16 protein-coding genes are annotated in these 19121 nt (G+C 69.4%); 5 read left to right on the top strand and 11 right to left on the bottom strand.

Translation table 11 applies throughout. The features are described from left to right. Nucleotides 1-110 precede the first annotated feature (110 nt). The 3 genes from epsC to ABD912_RS01140 all read right to left on the bottom strand — a co-directional run bounded on the left by epsC (nucleotide 111) and on the right by ABD912_RS01140 (nucleotide 2829). Complete coding sequence (gene epsC, locus ABD912_RS01150; RefSeq protein ID WP_345147844.1) at nucleotides 111-698, bottom strand: serine O-acetyltransferase EpsC; 588 nt, start codon at nucleotides 696-698, stop codon at nucleotides 111-113. Between the two features lie 208 nt (nucleotides 699-906). After that, a complete protein-coding gene (locus tag ABD912_RS01145; protein WP_345147842.1) occupies nucleotides 907-1761 on the bottom strand; it encodes a fumarylacetoacetate hydrolase family protein in 855 nt (284 codons plus the stop codon). A 15-nt stretch (nucleotides 1762-1776) separates the two neighbouring features. Beyond that, entirely contained in the window at nucleotides 1777-2829 is a 1053-nt protein-coding gene (locus tag ABD912_RS01140) for a cupin domain-containing protein (RefSeq protein ID WP_345147840.1), read from the bottom strand. Nucleotides 2830-2951: 122 nt separating this feature from the next. On the opposite strand from ABD912_RS01140, the gene ABD912_RS01135 reads away from it, so the two are divergent. From ABD912_RS01135 to ABD912_RS01125, 3 genes are all read left to right on the top strand, one after another. Next, the gene (locus tag ABD912_RS01135) at nucleotides 2952-3713 is read left to right on the top strand and encodes an IclR family transcriptional regulator (protein WP_345147839.1); all 762 of its coding nucleotides are present in this window, start codon (nucleotides 2952-2954) and stop codon (nucleotides 3711-3713) included. 116 nt (nucleotides 3714-3829) lie between these two features. Continuing rightward, nucleotides 3830-4861 carry an SH3 domain-containing protein gene (locus tag ABD912_RS01130; protein WP_345147838.1) on the top strand — a complete coding sequence of 344 codons (1032 nt, stop codon included), beginning with the start codon at nucleotides 3830-3832 and terminating at the stop codon, nucleotides 4859-4861. 162 nt (nucleotides 4862-5023) lie between these two features. Then, nucleotides 5024-5722, top strand: coding sequence for a type 1 glutamine amidotransferase domain-containing protein (locus ABD912_RS01125; RefSeq protein WP_345147836.1), 699 nt, complete (start codon nucleotides 5024-5026; stop codon nucleotides 5720-5722). Nucleotides 5723-5789: 67 nt separating this feature from the next. Here the strand turns inward: ABD912_RS01125 and ABD912_RS01120 are convergent, their stop codons facing one another. After that, nucleotides 5790-6629 carry a sulfurtransferase gene (locus tag ABD912_RS01120; protein ID WP_345147834.1) on the bottom strand — a complete coding sequence of 280 codons (840 nt, stop codon included), beginning with the start codon at nucleotides 6627-6629 and terminating at the stop codon, nucleotides 5790-5792. A gap of 197 nt (nucleotides 6630-6826) precedes the next feature. On the opposite strand from ABD912_RS01120, the gene ABD912_RS01115 reads away from it, so the two are divergent. Then, a complete protein-coding gene (locus ABD912_RS01115) occupies nucleotides 6827-9493 on the top strand; it encodes a PEP/pyruvate-binding domain-containing protein (RefSeq protein WP_345147832.1) in 2667 nt (888 codons plus the stop codon). Between the two features lie 70 nt (nucleotides 9494-9563). Here the strand turns inward: ABD912_RS01115 and ABD912_RS01110 are convergent, their stop codons facing one another. From ABD912_RS01110 to ABD912_RS01080, 7 genes are all read right to left on the bottom strand, one after another. Next, nucleotides 9564-9713: a hypothetical protein gene (locus ABD912_RS01110; RefSeq protein WP_345147831.1), complete on the bottom strand. Its 150-nt coding sequence runs from the start codon at nucleotides 9711-9713 to the stop codon at nucleotides 9564-9566. A 37-nt stretch (nucleotides 9714-9750) separates the two neighbouring features. Then, nucleotides 9751-11022: a Glu/Leu/Phe/Val family dehydrogenase gene (locus tag ABD912_RS01105; protein ID WP_345147830.1), complete on the bottom strand. Its 1272-nt coding sequence runs from the start codon at nucleotides 11020-11022 to the stop codon at nucleotides 9751-9753. 339 nt (nucleotides 11023-11361) lie between these two features. Next, nucleotides 11362-12219 (bottom strand): ABC transporter ATP-binding protein, encoded by an 858-nt coding sequence (locus ABD912_RS01100; protein WP_345147829.1) that lies wholly within the window; start codon nucleotides 12217-12219, stop codon nucleotides 11362-11364. A 2-nt stretch (nucleotides 12220-12221) separates the two neighbouring features. Continuing rightward, complete coding sequence (locus ABD912_RS01095) at nucleotides 12222-13967, bottom strand: dipeptide/oligopeptide/nickel ABC transporter permease/ATP-binding protein (protein ID WP_345147828.1); 1746 nt, start codon at nucleotides 13965-13967, stop codon at nucleotides 12222-12224. Beyond that, complete coding sequence (locus ABD912_RS01090) at nucleotides 13964-14905, bottom strand: ABC transporter permease (protein WP_345147827.1); 942 nt, start codon at nucleotides 14903-14905, stop codon at nucleotides 13964-13966. Before ABD912_RS01090 ends, ABD912_RS01095 begins: the two co-directional genes overlap by 4 nt. A gap of 39 nt (nucleotides 14906-14944) precedes the next feature. Beyond that, nucleotides 14945-16510, bottom strand: coding sequence for an ABC transporter substrate-binding protein (locus ABD912_RS01085; protein ID WP_345147826.1), 1566 nt, complete (start codon nucleotides 16508-16510; stop codon nucleotides 14945-14947). Nucleotides 16511-16558: 48 nt separating this feature from the next. Beyond that, nucleotides 16559-18331: a CocE/NonD family hydrolase gene (locus ABD912_RS01080; protein ID WP_345147825.1), complete on the bottom strand. Its 1773-nt coding sequence runs from the start codon at nucleotides 18329-18331 to the stop codon at nucleotides 16559-16561. 296 nt (nucleotides 18332-18627) lie between these two features. Here ABD912_RS01080 and ABD912_RS01075 point away from each other — a divergent pair, with 296 nt between their 5' ends. Continuing rightward, nucleotides 18628-19110 carry a MarR family winged helix-turn-helix transcriptional regulator gene (locus ABD912_RS01075; protein WP_345147824.1) on the top strand — a complete coding sequence of 161 codons (483 nt, stop codon included), beginning with the start codon at nucleotides 18628-18630 and terminating at the stop codon, nucleotides 19108-19110. The last annotated feature ends 11 nt before the right edge of the window (nucleotides 19111-19121 follow it).

Raw genomic sequence — 19121 nt, 5'->3', positions numbered from 1 at the left:
AAAGGTAGTTGCCGGGTTCAGGGGTGAAACCCGACGGCTACCTTTGGCCAAACGCGGGGGAGGAGCGGGAAGTGTGGTCCAAACGCTCCCCGCCCCGGCATCCCCGCCGGCTAGAGCAGCAGCGAGGGGTCGATCAGGTCGGTGCGCGGGTCCATCGGGTACTGGCCATCCTTGTGGCGGTGGATCGCGGGGATGCCCAGCGCGATCGAGTCGGCCGGGATGTCGGTGACCACCACCGCGTTGGCGCCGATCGCGCAGTTGTCGCCGATGGTCACGGGACCCAGGATGCGGCAGCCGGAGCCGAGCATCACGTTGTTGCCGACCGTGGGGTGGCGCTTGCCGCGGTCCAGGGCGCGCCCGCCGAGGGTGGCGCCCTGGTACATCATCACGTCGTCGCCGATCACGGTGGTCTCCCCGATGACGATCTTCGCGCCGTGGTCGATGAAGGGGCGCCGGCCGAGGCTCGCCCCGGGGTGGATCTCCACACCGGTGAGGAAGCGGGTGAACTGGGACAGCAGCCGGGCCGGGGCGCGCCAGGACCGGTCCCACAGGGCGCGGGCGATCCGGTGGCTCCAGATGGCGTGGACGCCGGAGTAGGCGAGGCCGACCTCCAGGTCGCTGCGCGCGGCGGGGTCCTGGGCGCGGGCGGCCTGCAGGTCCTCGCGGAGTAGCTGGCGGAGGGTTGGGTTGGTGCTCACCCGGGTGCCAACCCCGGAGGGGGCCGGTTCATTCCGCGCCCGTTCCGGGATTCTTCCCACATCCGGGGGCGAGTGCCCGGCGCGTCGCGGCAACACGCCGGGTTCCGGGGCCGCAGGCACCTCGAAAGTGGGAGATTTCTCCCAACCACGCAAGGCAAGGCACGGCGGCGGGGCGCTTCGCCGTCGTGCCTTGCCTGATGTGGCGCGGCTAGGCGCGCGCGGTGACCGGCATGGTCAGCTCGCCGATCGCCGGGATGGTCAGCACCACGGTGTCGCCGGGCAGGATCTGGCCCACGCCCTCCGGGGTGCCGGTGGCGATGATGTCCCCCGGCTGCAGCGTGACCACCTGCGAGTACTCGGAGATCAGCTTCGCGATCGAGTAGATCAGGTAGGAGGTGTTGGACTTCTGGCGCAGCTCGCCGTTGACGGTCAGCCAGAAGTCCAGGTCCGCCGGGTCCTCGATCTCGTCGGCCGTGACGATGTACGGGCCGATCGGGGTGAAGGTGTCCATGGACTTGCGCCAGGAGCGGTCCTCCTCGCCGCGCAGGGTGATGTCCAGCAGCGGGGTGTAGCCGAAGACGTAGTCCAGCGCCTCCTCCTCGGAGACGCGCTTGGCCTCCTTGGAGATGATGATGCCGACCTCGGCCTCGTGGTCGAACCGGCGGTCCGCGAAGGGCAACTCGATCGCGCCGTCCGGGCCGACGATCGAGGTGACGGCCTTCAGGAAGCCCTTGCGGACGGAGACGTCCAGGATCTGGCGGTCGCCGTAGACGCCGTTGCCGCCGCCCATCTCCTGCTGGTGCTTGTGGTAGTTGATCGGCGCGGCGAACAGGTTGCGCGGCTGCGGCTGCGGGGCGCGGACCGTCACGTCCGCCAGTGCGACGCCGTTGCCGGCCTTCGCGCGCGCGGCCACGGCGTCCCTGGCCCCGTCCCAGGCGGCGACGAGGGCGTTGGTGCGCTCCTTGGGGGAGGTGTGCGCGGGGACCAGGTCGGTGATGTCGGCCAGGGTGCCGTCCTCGGCCAGCACGGCCAGGCGGTAGTCGTTGTAGGCGTAGAGCTTCATGTGTTTCTCGCTTTGTTATTCGGAGGCGCGCATGCGGCCGAGGCCCAGGGCCTCGATGGCGGGCTTGTCGGTGTAGGAGAAGAGGACCGCGTCCTCCCCGGTGTGGTTGTGGTGGGAGTGCTCGTACCAGAGCGGGATCGCCAGGGTGTCGCCCTTGGTCCACTCGATGCGCTCGCCGTCGACGATGCTGTAGCCGGAGCCGCGGACCACGTGGTAGACGGTGGAGTGCGTGTGGCGGTGGGCCTTGGTGTCCACGCCCGGACGGATCAGCTGCAGGAACGCGGCGATGGTGGTCATGACCGGGCCGCCGGAGATCGGGTTGCGGTACTCGACGATGATGTCGTCGAACGGGTCGCCCTCGCGCTCGCGCAGGTACTCGATGGTCTCCAGCGCGTCCTTGAGCTTGTAGACCAGCGGCTGGGCGACGCGCTCGGCCTCGCCCCACGGCTTGGAGATCAGGCCGTTGACGTAGGGGGCCGGCATGGCCGGATCCACGTCCTGGAGGGCGCCCTCCTCGTCGATGATGTACTGGTTCAGGCGGGACATCAGCGGGGAGTCCAGGCCGTCGAGCCAGATCATCGGGCCCTCGCCGGTGTGCCCGTGCTCGTGCCAGTGGCCGTTGGGGGTCAGCAGGAAGTCGCCCTCGTCCATGGGCACGCGCTGGCCGTTGACCACCGTGTAGGCGCCGTCGCCCTCGATGATGAAGCGCAGCGCGGAGGGGGTGTGGCGGTGGGCCGGGGCGATCTCGCCCGGCTTCACCAGCTGCAGCGCGGACCACAGGGTGTCCGTGGCGCCGGTGCGGTCGAAGGGGCGGGAGCCCGGGTTGCGGAAGCCGAGCACGCGGCGCAGCGCATCCTCCAGCGGCACGACCTCCCCGGCCTGCACCATAAGCGCGCGGGCCTGCTCGTAGCGCCAGATGTGGGGGACCATGTTGGTCTTCGCCTCCGGGCCCAGCCCGCCCATGAGCTGCCACAGCGGGGAGTAGTGGTTCTCCTTGATGGTGCTGTAGAACTCCGCGTTCGCTGACTCGTCCAGCCCCGATCCGCGCTCGGTGGTACCTGTGCTCATTGTCGCTCCTATCGTGAGGGCTTCTTCTGCAATGCAGATACATTTTCTGTCTTACAGAATTATGGGTTGGCGGGCGGAGGTGCGTCAAGCATTTCTGGGATGCGGTTCTGGTATAAAGAACCATGACCAAGCAAGGCGAGCGCGAAGCGCCGGCGTATCCGATCGGCTCCGTGGACAAGGCGCTCCGCCTGCTCCTGCTGGTGGCCGAGCGCAGTGGCGGCCTCCGGATCGGCGAGGCCAGCACCCTGCTGGGCGTCGCCCCCTCCACGGCCCACCGCCTCCTGCAGATGCTGGCGCACTACGGCTTCGCCGAGCAGGACCCCGAATCCAAGGCCTATGCCGCGGGCCCGGCCATCCGCCGCCTGCGCAACTCCCGCGCCCGCATCCTGGAAATCGCCCGTCCCGTGCTCGAGGATCTGGTGGAGGCCACCCAGGAGACGGTCCACCTCGCCGCGCTGGAGCAGGGGATGGCCGTCACGCTGCTGTCCGTCGAGAGCCCCCACCTACTGCGCGTGGGCGACCGCTCCGGGCACTCCCAGCCCGCCTACCTGAGCGCCATGGGCAAGGCGCTGCTGGCGGACCTCGACGCCGGCGCGCTCGCCGAACTCTTCCCGGAAGGCTTCGAACGCGGCCGGGCCGAATCGGTCGAGGAACTCTCCGCGGTGCTCGACGAGGTCCGCAGCCTCGGATACTCCTTCCAGGACGGCGAGGTCGAATCCGGGGTCAGCGCGCTCGCCGTCCCGGTCCGCGGCGCCGGCGGCGCGGTGGAGTTCGCCATCGGCATCACCTATCCGAGCGGGCGCATTCCGGCCTCCGGGTTCGGCCGGGCCGTCGCCGCCGCGCAGAACGCCGCCGCGGCGCTGGCCGCCGCGCTGCAGGCTTGATCGCGGAGCTGCGGGACTGACCGCCGCGCCGCGAGGCGGGTCGCGCTGCGGCGGCATGTTCCAAGTCTTGGCGCGTTTCGCGGCGCTTGGCAACATTTCCACTAACGTTGTCAAGCATGCCCCATGCGACCGATTCCACCGACACCCTGACCCGGCGCGCGCTCCTGCGCCTGGCCGGAAGCGCCGCCGCGGCGGCCGCCCTGGGCGGGGCGGGCCTGGCGGCGGCCTCCGAGGCCGCGGCGGGGTTGAAGAAGAACCTGAAGTACCAGACGCTCACGGGGCTGAACATCCGTGCGGGTGCGGGCACCTCCGCGCGGATCCTGGGCCGCTTCCCGAAGGGCAAGATCTTCAAGGCCGCCGGCACCGCCGGGAACGGGTGGATCCGGCTCCGCTACAAGGACAGGACAGCGTACGTTTCCAACAAGTACGTCCGGCTCAAGTCCCTGGATGACCCCACGTACACCTCGAACCGCAACGGCCTGCCCGAATCGGCCCGCCACTTCACCCGCAAGGCGGGGACCGTGCTGCGCCACATACCCAACGGGGCGGTCATGGCGGGGGACCTGCCCGCCGGCGTCGTCGCCTGGCACGACGCCGCGCTGGAGGCCAAGTACGGGGCCACCCCCGGCTGGAGACTGGTGCGCGCCGCCGGGATGGTCGGCTGGGTGCGGGCCAGTGCGCTCCGCGCCACCAGCCCTTCCCCGTCCGTCTGGGGCAAGCGGTACAGTTCGGCCCGCATCCGCGGGATGGCCAACGGGAAGCTCAGTGCCAAGGCCCTGGTGGCGATCCCGTGGGATCCGGGGCGGAACCTTGTTGCCGGTCCCGCGCTGGGCGACCTGACGCGGCTGAACAACGCGTTCAGGACGAGGTTCGGCACCAACCTGGACATCGACCTGACCTACCGCACCCGCGGAACCCAGGAGTGCCTCTACCGCGAACTCGGCCCGTACATCGCGGCGCGGCCGGGCACCAGCAACCACGGGTGGGGTTTCGCCATCGACTTCCCCGAGACGTACGACTACTCCTTCCGCGGCAGGTACTACAAGTGGCTGAAGCGGAACTCCGCCGCCTACGGCTGGGTCCACCGCAAGGACCTGGAGGAGGGCAGCCCGTACGCCGAGGCATGGCACTTCGAGTATGTGCGCTGACCGGGTCGGCCGTGCCCCTTCCAGCCGTGCTCCTGCCGGCCCGTGGCCAGCGGAATTATCATGGTGCTCGACTCATGGGTATTGGCGGGCGGGTCCGTCGGAGGGGCCCGCCCCTAGCCACCAGCCTGCCGCGGCGCGCGCCGCGCTACCGGAGGGAAGATCATGTCGAAGATCCTGTTTTTGATGACCGGAGCCGACCACTGGACGCTGGCGGATGGCACCACGCACCCCACCGGCTACTGGGCGGACGAGGCCGTCATCCCCTATGAGAAGTTCAAGGCCGAAGGGCACCAGGTCGCCGTGGCCACTCCGGGAGGGGTCCGCCCGCCGGTTGACCACGCCAGCCTGTCGCCGCGGGCGAACGGCGGCCCCGAGAACGCCGAGCGGGTCAAGGCCGTGGTCTCCTCCGCTCCGGAGTTCCAGGAGCCGCTGGACCTGGAGGCGGTCCGCCTCGATGACTTCGACGCCGTTTATGTTCCGGGAGGCCACGGGCCCATGGAGGACCTCGCGGTGGACGGGGCGGCCGGGCGGATCCTGCGGCAGGCGCTGGAGACCGGCCTGCCCACGGGCATCGTCTGCCACGGTCCGGCCGCCCTGCTGGCGGCCGTGTCCGACGGCGGCGCCAACGCCTACGCCGGGTACCGCGTCACCGCCTTCAGCAACGCCGAAGAACGGAAGGGCGGGAAAGCGGACAAGGCGCGGTGGCTGCTCGAGGACCGGTTGAATGCGGCGGGCCTGACCGTGAAAACGGGCGAGGCGTTCGCCCCGCACGTGGAGATCGACCGGAACCTCGTCACGGGCCAGAACCCCGCTTCCGCCGGCCCGGTCGCCGTCGAACTGCTCAAGAAGCTCGCCGGCTAGATTCAGGCGAGCCAGCCGAAGCGCCGTTCTGGACCGCGAAGCAGGACGGATCGTGGCGGGAAGCGGCCTACGCGCCGGACGGGGAGGCGGTTTCCACGGGAAGGTCGCTCCGGTGTCCGTACTGGGACCAGCCGCCCACGAACAGCCTGCCGTGGCCCAGCCCCAGGTGTTCGAGCACGAGCAGGTTGTGGCAGGCGGTGACGCCGGAGCCGCAGTAGCTGACGAGATTCCCGGCTGAATCGATGCCGGCCCGTTCGAAGTGCTCGCGCAGCCGGGGCCGGGGCAGGAGGCGTCCGGCCGGGTCGAGGTTTTCCCTGCACGGGATGTTGAGGGCGCCGGGAATGTGTCCGGGCCGGGGATCGACCGGATCCTGCCGTCCCTGGTAGCGGTCCCTGTTCCTGGCATCGACGACCGTGGCCGTCCCGGCGGCCGTTGCGGCAATGTCGGCCAGCCGTTCGGCCGGCCAGGGAACGGGAGTGAAGGTTCCGGGCTTTCGGGGCGGCGCAGTGGCCTCGAGGCTGCCGGTGTAGGCGGACATGCCGCCGTCGAGCACCGCGGCCGCATGCCCGGTCGCCCGCAGCATCCAGACGAGCCGGGCGGCGATGACTCCGCCGGCGTCGTCGTAGGCGACGACGGTGTCCGCCTCGTTGATGCCCGCTTCCCTCATGCCCCGGGCAAAGACCTGCGGGTCCGGTAGCGGGTTCCTGCCCGTCTCCGGCGAGGCGGGCCCGGAAAGCCAGCGGTCCAGGTCCACGAACACCGCCCGGGGCAGGTGCCCCTGCCGGTAGGCCTCCAGGCCCGAGGAGCCGTCCAGATACCACCGGGCATCGACGAGCACCACCTGGTCGCGGTGGGCCGCATACCAGTCGAAGGTCACGAACGGGGCAACGGCGAGGTTGGAATCCATGGGGCGAGCCTAATCCTTCGTCTCATATGCCAAGATGCCAGTCTCACATAGTGGTCAAGATGTCCCGAGGTTCCTGAAGGCGCGCCTTCGCTGCGAGGCCCCTCACCACCATGGATTCTTGGCTCCCGGCGTGCCACCATGTGGGGGATCAGGCCCAACGACGACGGCCCGGTGCCGGGCAGAACGGACGCACAGCCGTGACCTACATCAACGACCTTGGCGATGTGGGACAAGGCGATCTTGCCGCGGCGGGCGGCAAGGGAGTCGGGCTGGGCGGCCTCATCCGGGCCGGGGTTCCCGTCCCGCCGGGGTTTGTGCTGAACACCGCGGCCTATGCGGCCTTTGTGGAGGCCAATCACCTGGAGGCGGCGGTCCAGGAACTGGCCGCGTTGCCGCCGCAGGACCATGAGGACGCCTCGGAGCGGATCCGCGCCCTGTTCGCCGGCGGCACCATGCCGGCCGCGGTCGCGGCCGAACTCGGTGCGGCTTACGTGCGACTGGGCGGGGACACAGCCAAGGGGGACACCGCCGTGGCGGTGCGCTCCTCCGCCACCGCCGAGGACCTCGCTACGGCCAGCTTCGCCGGGCAACAGGACACCTACCTCAACGTCCGCGGGGCGGAGGCCCTGGCCGCGGCCGTGACCGACTGCTGGGCCTCCCTCTGGACGGCGCGTGCCTTGGCCTACCGGGCCCGCGAAGGGATCGGACCGGACACGGTCAGCCTCGCCGTCGTGGTCCAGCGGATGGTCGAAGCCGAGGCCGCCGGGGTCATGTTTACCGCCAATCCGGCCAACGGACGCCGCGACCAGATCGTGCTCAGTGCCGCGTGGGGCCTGGGCGAGTCTGTGGTCGGCGGAACGGTCACCCCGGACCACGCCGTCATCGAAGCGGGGACGGGCCGGGTGCTGTCACGCCTGACGGCCGACAAGGAGGTCATGACCGTCTATGCGGACCACGGCACGCGGGAGCAGCCGGTGCCCGCGGCCCGCCGTCGTCAGCCCGTCCTGGACGATCCCGCCGCGGCCGCGTTGGCCGGCTACGGAACACGGATTGCGGAGCATTTCGGGACACCGCAGGACATCGAGTGGGCGCGGGCCGGCGGGGAGTTCTTCATTCTGCAGTCCCGGCCCATCACCGCACTGCCGGAACCGGCAGCCGACACCCCGGAAACCTGGACGGTGCCCTACCCGAAGGGACTCTACTTCCGGGCGAGCATCGTGGAGCAGTTGCCCGACCCGCTCTCGCCGCTGTTCGCCGACCTCATCGACGGCTCGGTGTCCCGGTCGCTGAGGGCCCTGATGGCGGAGGCCATCGGCAAGGACGTCCTCCGCGCGGGCGACGTGGGACTGCCCACCATCAACGGCTACGCCTACTACTATTACCGGACCTCGGGCATGTGGCGGATGATGGGCAGGTCGCTGACCGCGGTCCGCGCGCTGCTCCGCGGCAAGGCGCACATGGGAGTGGCCGGATGGCGGGAGTATTCGCACCCCCGGTACGAACGGGTGATCAGGGACTGGTTGGCGAAGCCCGCCGCGGAGCTCTCCGGAGCGGAACTGCTTGAAGGCGTGCAGGCGCTGCTGGACGCCGGAACCGTGTACTACACGGCCGTGCAGTCAATCATTCCGCTCGCCGCGACCAGCGAAATCTCCTTCGGGGCGTACTACGGCAAGTTCGTTCGGCGCGAGGGAGATCCCCCGGCCCAGACGTTCCTGCTGGGCTACGACAGCGAACCCATCCGGGCGGAGAAGTCGCTGTACGATCTTGCGGCCTGGGCCCGCGGAGTGCCCGGGCTGGCCCCGGCGATCCTCGGGGAACCTACGGCCTCACTGGCCGAGTCGCAGCGCACCGGGTCCCCGCCGGCCGGCTTCGACCAGGCCCTGTGGCGGCAGTGGCATCCACGCTTCCAAGACCACCTCGACCGATTCGGCCATGCCGTCTACAACCTGGACTTCGCCAGCCCGGTGCCGGCGGACGATCCCTCGGCCCTGCTGGACACGGCGAAGTTCTACCTGCGGGGACAGGGCCAGGACCCGCACGAGCGCCAGCGCCGGTCGGCCGCCCGCAGGGAGGAAGAAACCAGCCGAATGATCGCCCGCCTGGGGCCGCGCCGTCGGGCCGCGTTCATGCGGTTGCTCCGGTGGGCGCAGAACGCCGCCCCGATCCGGGAGGACGCGCTCGCCGACGTCGGGTTGGCGTGGCCGCTGCTGCGGCGGATGCTGCTCGAGCTCGGACGGCGGCTGGTCGATGCCGGCGTCATCGCCCGGCCGGCCGACGTGTTCTGGCTGCGCCACCAGGAGCTGCAAACCGCCGTCGCGTTCGGCCTCGCCGCCCCGGAGGCACCGGCAGTGGTGGCCATCACCGGAGCGGACCGCCCCGTCCGCGCCGCGGCCGTCGAGGAGCGCAGGATGCTGTGGCGCGGCCAGGCGAAGGCCGCCGTCCCGCAGATGCTCCCGGAGAGCCGGTGGATGGAGCGGGCCTTCGGGAAAATGATGCCGGCGGGCCCACCGGACCAGGCCGGCGACACCATCAAGGGCATCGGCGCCAGCGCGGGCCGGGTCAGCGCTGGCGCCCGCGTCCTGACCGGGCCCCAGGATTTCGCCCTGATGGTGCCCGGGGACGTCCTGGTCGCCCGCATCACCACCCCCGCCTGGACCCCGCTGTTCGCGATGGCCTCGGCCGTGGTCACCGACGTCGGCGGCCCGCTGAGCCACAGTTCCATCGTGGCCCGGGAGTACGGCATCCCGGCCGTGCTCGGCACCGGAGTCGCCACCCAGCGGCTGGCCAGCGGCCAGCGGATCCGCGTCGACGGCGACGCCGGCACCGTCACCATCGAGCACCCGCCCGCTCCGGGGGAGCCCTGAGCGGGCCGAACCGAGAACGCAGAACGACGGCGGCACGCACGTGCCGCCGTCGTGCTGCGCGAGGCGTGCCCTAGTCGGTTTCCGGCCCTGCGCAGTAGTGGCAGGACGGCCCGCACTCGACGTCTTCCGCGGCGGTGCGGGACGCACCGAACCGCGCCGAAGGTGCCGGGGCGTTGGTGTCCAGTTGCTCCAGTTGCTCAAGGGCTGGCGCGGGTGGCATCTCGATCCTTTCCGGGAAGTGGGCGCGGCGCTGGGGTTTACGGGTAGAGGCCGCGGGTGAGGTGGGCGTCGGCGACACGGGAAACCGCCGTCACCATCGCGGCTTCGCGCAGCGAGATTCCCCGCGTGCCGGCGGTGTCGAGGACGCCGGCCCAGGCCAGGAGCATGCGGGATTCCAGCCGGTCGTCGACTTCCCGCCGGGACCACCAATACGCCTGATTGGACTGCACCCATTCGAAGTAGGACACGATGACACCGCCGGCGTTCGCCAGGATGTCCGGCACCACCAGCACGTCCCTGGACTTCAGGATCTCGTCCGCCGCGGCGGTGGTGGGGCCGTTGGCCCCCTCGACCACGACCCTGGCCTGCACGCGCGGTGCGTTGCCCTCGTGAAGCACCCCTTCGATGGCCGCCGGCACCAGGAGGTGGACGTCCAGTTCGAGCAGTTCGTCGGCGGCCAGCGGCTCCGCGCCGGCAAAGCCGACCACCGATCCGGTGGCGGCGACGTGCTCGGTGAGGCCGGAGATGTCGATCCCGCGGGAGGAGTGCAGCGCGCCGTACTGGTCGGACACCGCAACGACCTTGACCCCGGCGTCGCTGAGGAACTGCGCGGTGCCGGCGCCGACCTTGCCGAAGCCCTGCACCGCGGCCGTGGCCCGGGACGGGGTGATCTGCAGGTGCCGCAGCGCCGCAAGGGCGATGTGGACGACGCCGGCCGACGTCGCGCTGGACCGTCCCAGGGATCCGCCGAGGCTCACGGGCTTTCCGGTCACCACGCCGGGGACGGTGTATCCGCTGGAGACGGAGTAGGTGTCCATCATCCAGGCCATCGTCTGCTCGTCGGTGCCGATGTCCGGTGCGGGGATGTCGCGCTCGGGGCCGATGATCGGCAGGATCTCGGAGGTGTAGCGCCGGGTGACCCGCTCCAGTTCGGCCATCGAGTAGCCCCGCGGATCGATGGTGATGCCGCCCTTCGCCCCGCCGTAGGGGACGTCGAGCAGCGCGCATTTCCAGGTCATCCACATGGCCAGGGCCCGCACCTCGTCGATGTTCACGTGGGGGCTGAAGCGCAGGCCACCCTTGGCCGGCCCGCGGGAGAAGTTGTGCTGCACGCGGTGTCCGGTCAGGATTTCGATCGACCCGTTGTCGCGGCGCAGGGGCACGCTGACCGTCATCTCCCGGCGGGGCCTGGCCAGCAGGTCGTGGAGGCCGGCTTCGAAGCCGAGCGTGGAGATGGCGGCGGCAAGCTGGGATTGGGCATCTGCAAGCGGGCCACTGGGGTGGACCGCGGTGGGGGCTTCGACGATCATGGGTCTCCTTTGACACGGATCGGTGGCGGGCACGGGCCGCTTGCCGGAATGCACGCGGCGCACCGGTGCGGGCACGCCCCAAGTCAGGGCAGGCCACAGGTGCGTCGCGCCGCGTCCCGGCATCGCGAGCGGCTGCCTCAACCATGCCCAAGCACATGTGTCCCACGCCATGTGCAACTGCCCAGCAAGTCCTTCCTCCGCTGTGCATATGTGGCATCCCGCAGTGCATCCCACGCCGCGCCCCTCGCCCGGCGCCGGACGCACGACGACGGCGGCACCTGTGTGCCGCCGGCGTCGTGCGTCCGATGCGCGTCCAGTCGGTTTCGGAGGACCGCCCGGTCACGGCCGGGCGGGGGCCGCCGAGGTGACCAGCTGCCTGGATTGGTGGCGCTGTTCCCTGCGCTGGCGCTGGATCCGGGGGTCCGGCACCGGGGCGGCGGCCACGAGTTTTTGCGTGTACACGTGCTGCGGGGCGTCGCAGAGCGCCCTGCTGGGTCCCTCCTCGACGATGGTTCCCTGCTCAAGGACGATGGCCCGGTGGGCGAACTCGCGCACCACCGCCAGATCATGGGTGATGAAGAGGTAGGAGACCCCGGTCCGGTCCTGGATTTCGGCGAGCAGTTCCAGGACCGACGCCTGCGTCGAAACGTCCAGGGCGCTGGTCGGCTCGTCGCAGATCACCAGCGCCGGGTCCAGGGCCAGGGCCCGGGCGATGGCGATGCGTTGCCGTTGGCCGCCGGAGAAGTTGCCCGGAAAGCGGGTGACGGTGTCCGAGGGCATGTTGACCCGCTCGAGGAGTTCGGCGATCCTCGCGCCGGCGGACTGCCGGGTGAAGTTTCCGGAAGCGGTGAGCGGCTCGGACAGGATCTGGCCGATGGTCAGGGCGGGGTTGAGCGATCCGTACGGGTTTTGGAAGATCACCTGAAGCTGCCCGGCCAGGGCCCGCCGGGCCTTCCTGCCGAGGCCGCCGAGTTCCTGGCCCTGGTATTGGACGGATCCCGCGGCGCACGGCACCAGGCCCAGGATGGCCTTGCCGATCGTCGATTTTCCGGATCCGGACTCCCCGACGAGCGCGAGGGTTTCGCCCCGGGCGACGGTGAAGCTGACGTCGTGGATGACCCGGTGGGTGCGGCTGCGCAACCCGGGTTTCTTGTAGTCGACGGCCAGGCGGTCGACCGCGAGCAGGTTGGGTTCCATGGTTAGAGCGCCTTCACGAGGTTGGGAGTGCTGCTGATCAGCTTTTTCGTGTAGTCCCGGGTGGGGGAGTAGAAGATGTCCTCGGTGCCGCCCTGCTCCACGATCTCGCCCTGGGACATGATCAGGACGCGGTCGCACAGGTCCGCCACCACGCCGAGGTCGTGCGTGACCACGATGATGGACATGCCGGTGCGGTCGCGCAGGTCCCGCAGGAGGTCCAGGATCTCCGCCTGCACGGTGACGTCCAGGGCCGTGGTGAGTTCGTCCGCGATGAGGAGTTTGGGCGAGCCGGCCAGGGCGATGGCGATGACCACGCGCTGGATCATCCCGCCGGAGAGCTCGTGGGGGTACTTCGACAGGAGGCCTTCGGGCTGGGGCAGCTGCACCTGGTGCAGCAGGTCGAGCGCCCGCGCCTTGAGGGCCTGCCTGTTCTCCCTGTGGTGCAGGCGGAGGACCTCGGTCAGCTGGTCGCCGATCGTGAAGGAGGGATCCAGTGCGACCATCGGCTCCTGGGAGATGAGGCCGATCTCCTTGCCGCGGATGTCCTCGTATTGGGTTTCGGACAGTCCGGAGATGTCCTTGCCGTCCAGGTAGGCGCGGCCGCCGGTGACTTCCCCGTTGGAGGGCAGGAGCCCCAGGAGGCTGAGGGCGGTGACCGTTTTTCCGCTGCCCGATTCGCCGACCAGCCCGAGGATCTCCCCGGGCTGGATGGCCCAGTTGAGGTTCCTGACCGTCTCCTTGACCCCGCCGTCGGAGTGGAAGCCGACGCAGTAGTCCTGGACGGACAGCCGTGCGCCCGGGACGGGCGCCGGCGGGAGGGCGGAAAGTCCGCCGCGGGCGGCGGGTTTGCGGAAGAGGGAGGCGGCGGGCTGCTTCTTGGTCTCCGCCGCCAGGTCGCGCAATCCGTCGCCGAGGAACCCGAAGGCAAAGGTCAGGAGGGTGATGATGCCGCCGGTGACCAGCAGGAAGAATCCGTGGGCGGACATGACCTCGGCCGCCTCGCCGACCATGCCGCCCCAGCTGGGCGCGGGCGGCTTGCTGGCGACGCCGAGGAACCCCAGGCCCGTCTGCACGGACAGGGCGACGCCGCTGAAGATGGACAGCTGGACCAGGACCGGGCCGATCAGGCCCGGCAGGATGTGCCGGGCCATGATGCGCGCGTCCGTCAGGCCGGAGACGACGGCGGCGGAGACGTAGAGCTCCTCCTTGAGGGCCAGGACCGAGCTGCGGACGATGCGGATCAGGTTGCCGGAGGCGAGGACGCCCAGGGTGATCATCGAGGCGGTCTGGCTCTGGCTGAAGACCGCGAGCACGGCCAGGATGATGACCATGTTCGGCAGGGCCATGAACATGTCCACCACGATGCCCACGCACCGGTCGACCCAGCCGCCGAGGTATCCGGCCAGGATGCCCAGGGCGGTCCCGCAGGCCGTGAACACGCCCAGCGCCAGCACGACGCCGGCCAGCGCCGGCTGGCCGCCGTGCAGGAGCCGGCTGAGCACGTCCCGGCCCAGGGTGTCGGTCCCGAGCCAGTGGGCGGCCGAGGGGCCGGAGAGGGCGGCCGGCAGGTCCTGGTGCAGGGGGTCGTAGGGCGCCAGGACGTCGGCCAGGACGACGGCGAGGCTGACCAGGAGGATGAATGCCAGCGAGATCGCGGGCACGGCGTTGTGCCGCAGGTCCACCAGGGCGGAGAGCTGGCGCAGTTTCCGGAAGGCCGGCGTGGGAGGCGAGGCGGCTTGGATGCTCATGAGAGGCGCACTTTCGGGTTCAGCACGGTGTAGGCCATGTCCACGGCGAGGTTGACGACGATGACGAGCACGGTGAAGGTCAACACGACGCCCTGGGTGACCGGGGTGTCGTGGTTGTTGATGGAGTTCACGGCAAGGGTGCCCAGGCCCGGCAGCGCGAAGACGTTCTCGACCAGCACGGTGCCGGAGAGGAAGTGGATCATGGTGAGTCCGGTCATGGTCAGGACCGGGACGCCCGAGTTCTTGAGGGCGTGTTTCCAGACCAGCGACCGGCGCTTCACGCCCGCCGCCCGCAGGGTCCGGATGTAGTCCATGTCCAGCGTGGTCTTCATGCTGTCGCGGGTGACCTTGCCGATGGCCGCGATGCCGTGCAGGGCCAGGGCCGCCCACGGCAGGACCAGGCACATCAGCCAGGCGGCGGGGTCGTCGTCGAAGCTGGTGAACCCGGTGGCCGGGAAGATGGGAAGGCTGATGGCGAAGATCGACACCAGGACCAATCCGAGCCAGAAGTTCGGCAGGGCGAACCCGACCATGGACAGCGCGTCGACGGCCTTGCTGACCGCCCGCCCGCGCGTCGCGCTCCAGACTCCGAGCACGATCCCGATGGCGGCCGCCAGGATGGCCGAGCCCGCCATCAGCGTCAGGGTCACGGGCAGCCGCTGCAGGACGCTGGTGATCACGGGGATCGACGTGAAGATCGATTCGCCGAGGTTCCCCTGCAGCACGCCGCTGAGGTAGTCCCAGTAGCGGGTCAGGAACGGGGCGTCCAGGTTCAGGGCCTGGCGCAGTTCCAGGTACTGCTCCTGCGAGGCGTTGACGCCCAGCAAGGTGCGTGCCGGATCACCGGGGATCAGCGCCTGGAGGATGAAGGTCACGGCGGACACGAGCACCAGCAGGGGCACGGAGACGGCCAGCCGGTGGAGGAAGAGCCTCAGCATGCCTTGTGCCCCCTGCCCGTGGCGGGGCGTGCCGCCCGGTTAGCCCGCATTGGCCGGCTCCCAGTCGTAGACGTAGGACAGCTTGGGGGAATCGCCGATGAAGTCGATGTCCTGCAGCTTGGTGTTGTCGTAGACGAAGATCTCGTCTGCCTTCGCGACCGGAAGCGTGATGGCCTTCTCCACGAGCACGCGCATCAGTTCCTTGGCCTTGGCGCCGTCCGGATCCTCGCCCGCCGCGACCAGGGCGTCGTACGCGTCCTGGATGTCGGCGTCGTCGACGTTGAAGGGGTTCAGGACGCCGCCCGGGAGCCAACCCATCTCGGTCGCCAGGATCATGGGCCGGCCGGAGGAATCCTGCTGGAACGCCCCGTGCTGCAGGGAGACGAGCTTGCTGACCCACTCGCCGGTGTTGGCCCCCGGTTCCAGCGTCACCTTCACGCCCACTTCCTCCAGCTGGGCCGCGATCGACTGGACCATCTTGGTGCTCGGGGCCTGGCTGGCCTTGTAGGGGATGCTGAGGGTGAAGCCGTCCGCGTAGCCGGCCTCGGCCAGCAGTTGGCGTGCCTTCTCCGGGTCGTAGGCGTAGTAGCCGGCGAGTTCCTCGTCGTATCCGAAGGTCGGGTCCCCGGGGACCATCGGCTGGGATTCGGCGCTGCCGTATTCCCCGTAGGCGGCCTTGGCGATGGCCTCGCGGTCGATCGCGTAGTTCAGCGCCTGGCGGACGCGCTCGTCGGCCAGGGCGGGCGAAACCTTGCCGTCCCGGTCCGCGAAGTACAGCCCGTTCCAGAAGGTGGGGCTGCTGGTGACCGAGAGCTTCGATTCGCCCGTGACGTCGGACATGACGGAGACGTCGCCCTGCATCAGGTCGATCTGGCCGGTTTTCAGGGCCTGGACCTGGGACGTGACGTTCGGAATGATGCGGATCGTGATTTCCTCGAACTTGACCGCTTCGGGGTCGTAGTAGTTCTCGTTGGCCACGTACACGTACTGGTCGCCGCTGACCGTCTGGGCCGCGTCGAGCTGGTACGGGCCGGCCCCGAAGGTGGAGGCGTTCAGCGCGTCCGGGTTCTCCAGGCCCTTGGGGCTGATGATGCCCCCGCCCATGTATTTCGGGGTGAGGAGGGTGGGGAGCAGGGGGTTCTCGTCCGGGCTGCCGATCAGGACCTCCAGGTCCGAGGCGGCCTCAAGCTCAAGGTCCTTGAAGTAGACGCTGGAGGGGCCGCTGCCCTTCTTGAAGTACTCGATGGAGGCCACGACGTCCTTGGCCCGGAGATCGGTGCCGTCGGCGAACTTGAGGCCGGGGCGCAGCGTCACCTTCAGCTGCTTGTGGCCGTCGCCGATGAATTCCCACTTCTCGGCCAGCCCGGGGGCCAGCCCGCCGTTCTCGTCGGTGGAGATCAGGGACTGGTAGGCCAGGTCGACGAACCAGCTGGAGGTGTTGCCGTTGGCGGAAACGGACGGGTCAAGGCCCACCGGTTCGCTGGCCACGGCCAGGGTCAGGTCCTGGCTCTGCTGGGTTCCGGCGGACGAGGAGGACGCGCATCCCGAGACGGCCAACAGGGCGGCCAGGCAGGACGAGGTGAGGACAAGATTGCGGGGAACCATGGATATTCCTCTCTGAATATCTGGGGCGGGGTGTTGGTAGGCAGGTCGTTAGATGGACGCTTCGGCGACGGTTGCGCCGGGGACCACGGGCAGTTCGATGCGGCTCTTGTGGAGGCCGCCGAACTTGAGGGTTTGCCGGGCGACCACGCTGGTGTCGCTGTCGTAGAACGAGGCGCCCGTATTGAGGTTCACGTCCCATCGGGGGAAGTTGCTGGAGGTGACGTCCACGCGGATCCGGTGCCCGGTGCCGAAGGTGTGGGCCGTCGCGAGCAGGTCCACGCGCAGTTCCAGGTCCTCGTCCGGCTCGACGAGGGATCGCGCGCCGGGCCTGAACACGCCGTCGTCGGTGTAGCTGTTCCTTTCGGAGACCCGGACGATCCCGTCGGCGATGAGGATCGATCGACCGTCCGGGTACACGTCGCAAAGCGTGACGACGAAGTCCGTGTCCACGGCACTGGTTGCCGCGTGGAGCACGGCCTGGACCGACCCGATCACGTGCAGCGGATCGGCCAGCGGGGCGCTGGTGAAGGAGACGACGTCTTCGCGGTCGTAGAGCTCGTTCTGGGCCACCGGACCGACCCGGAAAGCGGGAGCCATGAGGATCGGGCCGCCCACGGTGGGGGCGGGATCGCGGGGATCGTAGTCGTAGGAGACGTGCTCCTCGAGCGCGGCGGGAACCGTACCGAGCGTCGCGCCGGCTCCGAGGAACCAGCTTTGGGTGGTGGCCTCGGCGGGAGGGAAGGATTCGAACCCGAGCCACCGATTGGTCCCCATGAGGAAGACCCGCACGGGGGGAAGGGCTTCCAGCGGTGCGCCAATGCCCTTCAAGGTCGCGTCGAACCACCGGATGATCTGCCCGGTCAGCGCCTCGTCCTGTCCCGGCAGTGCGGCCTTGGCCATCGGACCGAAGCTGAGGTCGCCCAGGCGGTCACCGCTTTCCCGATGCGACCAGGGACCGATCAGCAGGTGCGGAACCGGCTTCCCCGCGGCGGTCGCGGCGCTGCGCATGCCCTCGTACTGGGACAGCGTTGAACCAAGGAAGCAGTCGAACCAGCCGCCCACGATGAATGCCCGCGGCTTGATCTCCCCGTACCGGTCATGGGTCCTGCTGACGTGGCGCCAGTCCGCATCGGCCGGTTCCCCGAACGTCCGGCTGGCCAGCGAGAGAAAGCCCTCCTCTTCCTCGTGGATCTTCGAGAAGGGGAGCAGCCCGTAGATCTCCTGGGTGTCGAACTTCTCCTGCGACACCGCGTATTCCCGCACGAGCTCCTTGAGGTCCGTGCCTTCGTTGGCCCGCCGCAGTTCCTCCAGGGCGATGGAACCATGGGCCCAGTTCAGCCGGCTGCCGAACTCGTGGACCCCGCGGCGCATGAGGAAACCATTGAACTGGGAATGGGAGGGGGGATTGATGGAAACGAGCGAGAGCAGCTCGTCGGGTCCGCCGAGGGCCGCGCTCCACTGCGTTTCGGCCCCGTAGGAAGAGCCCCACATGCCCACCCGCCCGTCGGATCCCGGCAGCTGGGCCGCCCAGCGGACGGTGTCGGTTCCGTCCTCCTCCTCGTGGAGGGAGGGTTCGAACGAGCCGTCGGAGGCGAAGCGGCCCCGGACGTCCTGGAACACCAGGATGTATCCGCTCTGGACCACCTTGACGATGTCCACGTCCCGAAGCGTCGGGGTCCGGGACTTGCTGTAGGGGTGGCGCATGACGATCACGGGCACCGGTTCGCTGCTGCTGGGGTAGTACACGTCGGCGCGGAGCACGGTTCCGTCCCGCATGGTCGCGGGAACGTTCGTCTGCAGCCTGATTTCATCGATGGGCAAAGTGGGGACCTTCCGGGATGGCCACCGTGGATGGCAATGGATGGTGGCAATGGATCCTGCGCGGCGGTTGCCGGTAGTGGCGCTCCTCACACCATGTGAGAACATTGTTCGCAGCAACCGTTGATTACTGCAACGATTGCGAAATGCTATTATGGTATGACTCGATACCTTTTGGGTCATTGACGCGTATGGGGCGAGGGTGATTCCCTCGCAGGGCCATGTGCCAGAGTGGTGGCGCCCCGCGGTGTTCGGCTTTTCCGATAGCGCGAGCGGGGCTCGGCGGAGTAGGGGTAAAGGTGATTCAAGAAGGACAGCGGGAGGAACTGAGCACCGAGACGCGGAGCCTGCGCGCTTCCGGACTTACGGATGAAATCGGGTTCCTCATCGCGCGGGCGAAGCTGGTCACCTTGGAGCTTGTCGACGAGCAGCTGGAGGAATTCGGGCTGAAACGGCAGTCCTACGCGACCCTCTCGCTGGCCTGCACCGAGTATGGCCTCACCCAACGCGAGCTGGCCGCCTCCCTCAAGGTGGACCCCAGCCGTCTGGTTGCGATTCTCGACGAGCTCCAGGGCCGGAATCTGGTGGTGAGGGAAGTCGATCCCGCGGACCGGCGCTCCAGGACAATTCGGGCAACCGATGCCGGACGGCAGTTGTGCGCGCAGGCCGCGGAATCGGTCCGCAGGGTCGAGGAATTGCTGCTGGGCGAGATCCCCGCCGGCGAGCGGGCCACGATCATGGGGGCGCTTCGGCGCATCGCCTTTCCGTCGCCGCGCCCCTGAGCAGGGTGTTT

Source organism: Arthrobacter ginkgonis, from assembly GCF_039540195.1.
GTDB classification, from domain to species: Bacteria; Actinomycetota; Actinomycetes; order Actinomycetales; family Micrococcaceae; genus Zafaria; species Zafaria ginkgonis.
The sequence above is the reverse complement of the archived record's forward strand: the minus strand, read 5'-3'. Positions and strand labels throughout refer to the sequence as shown.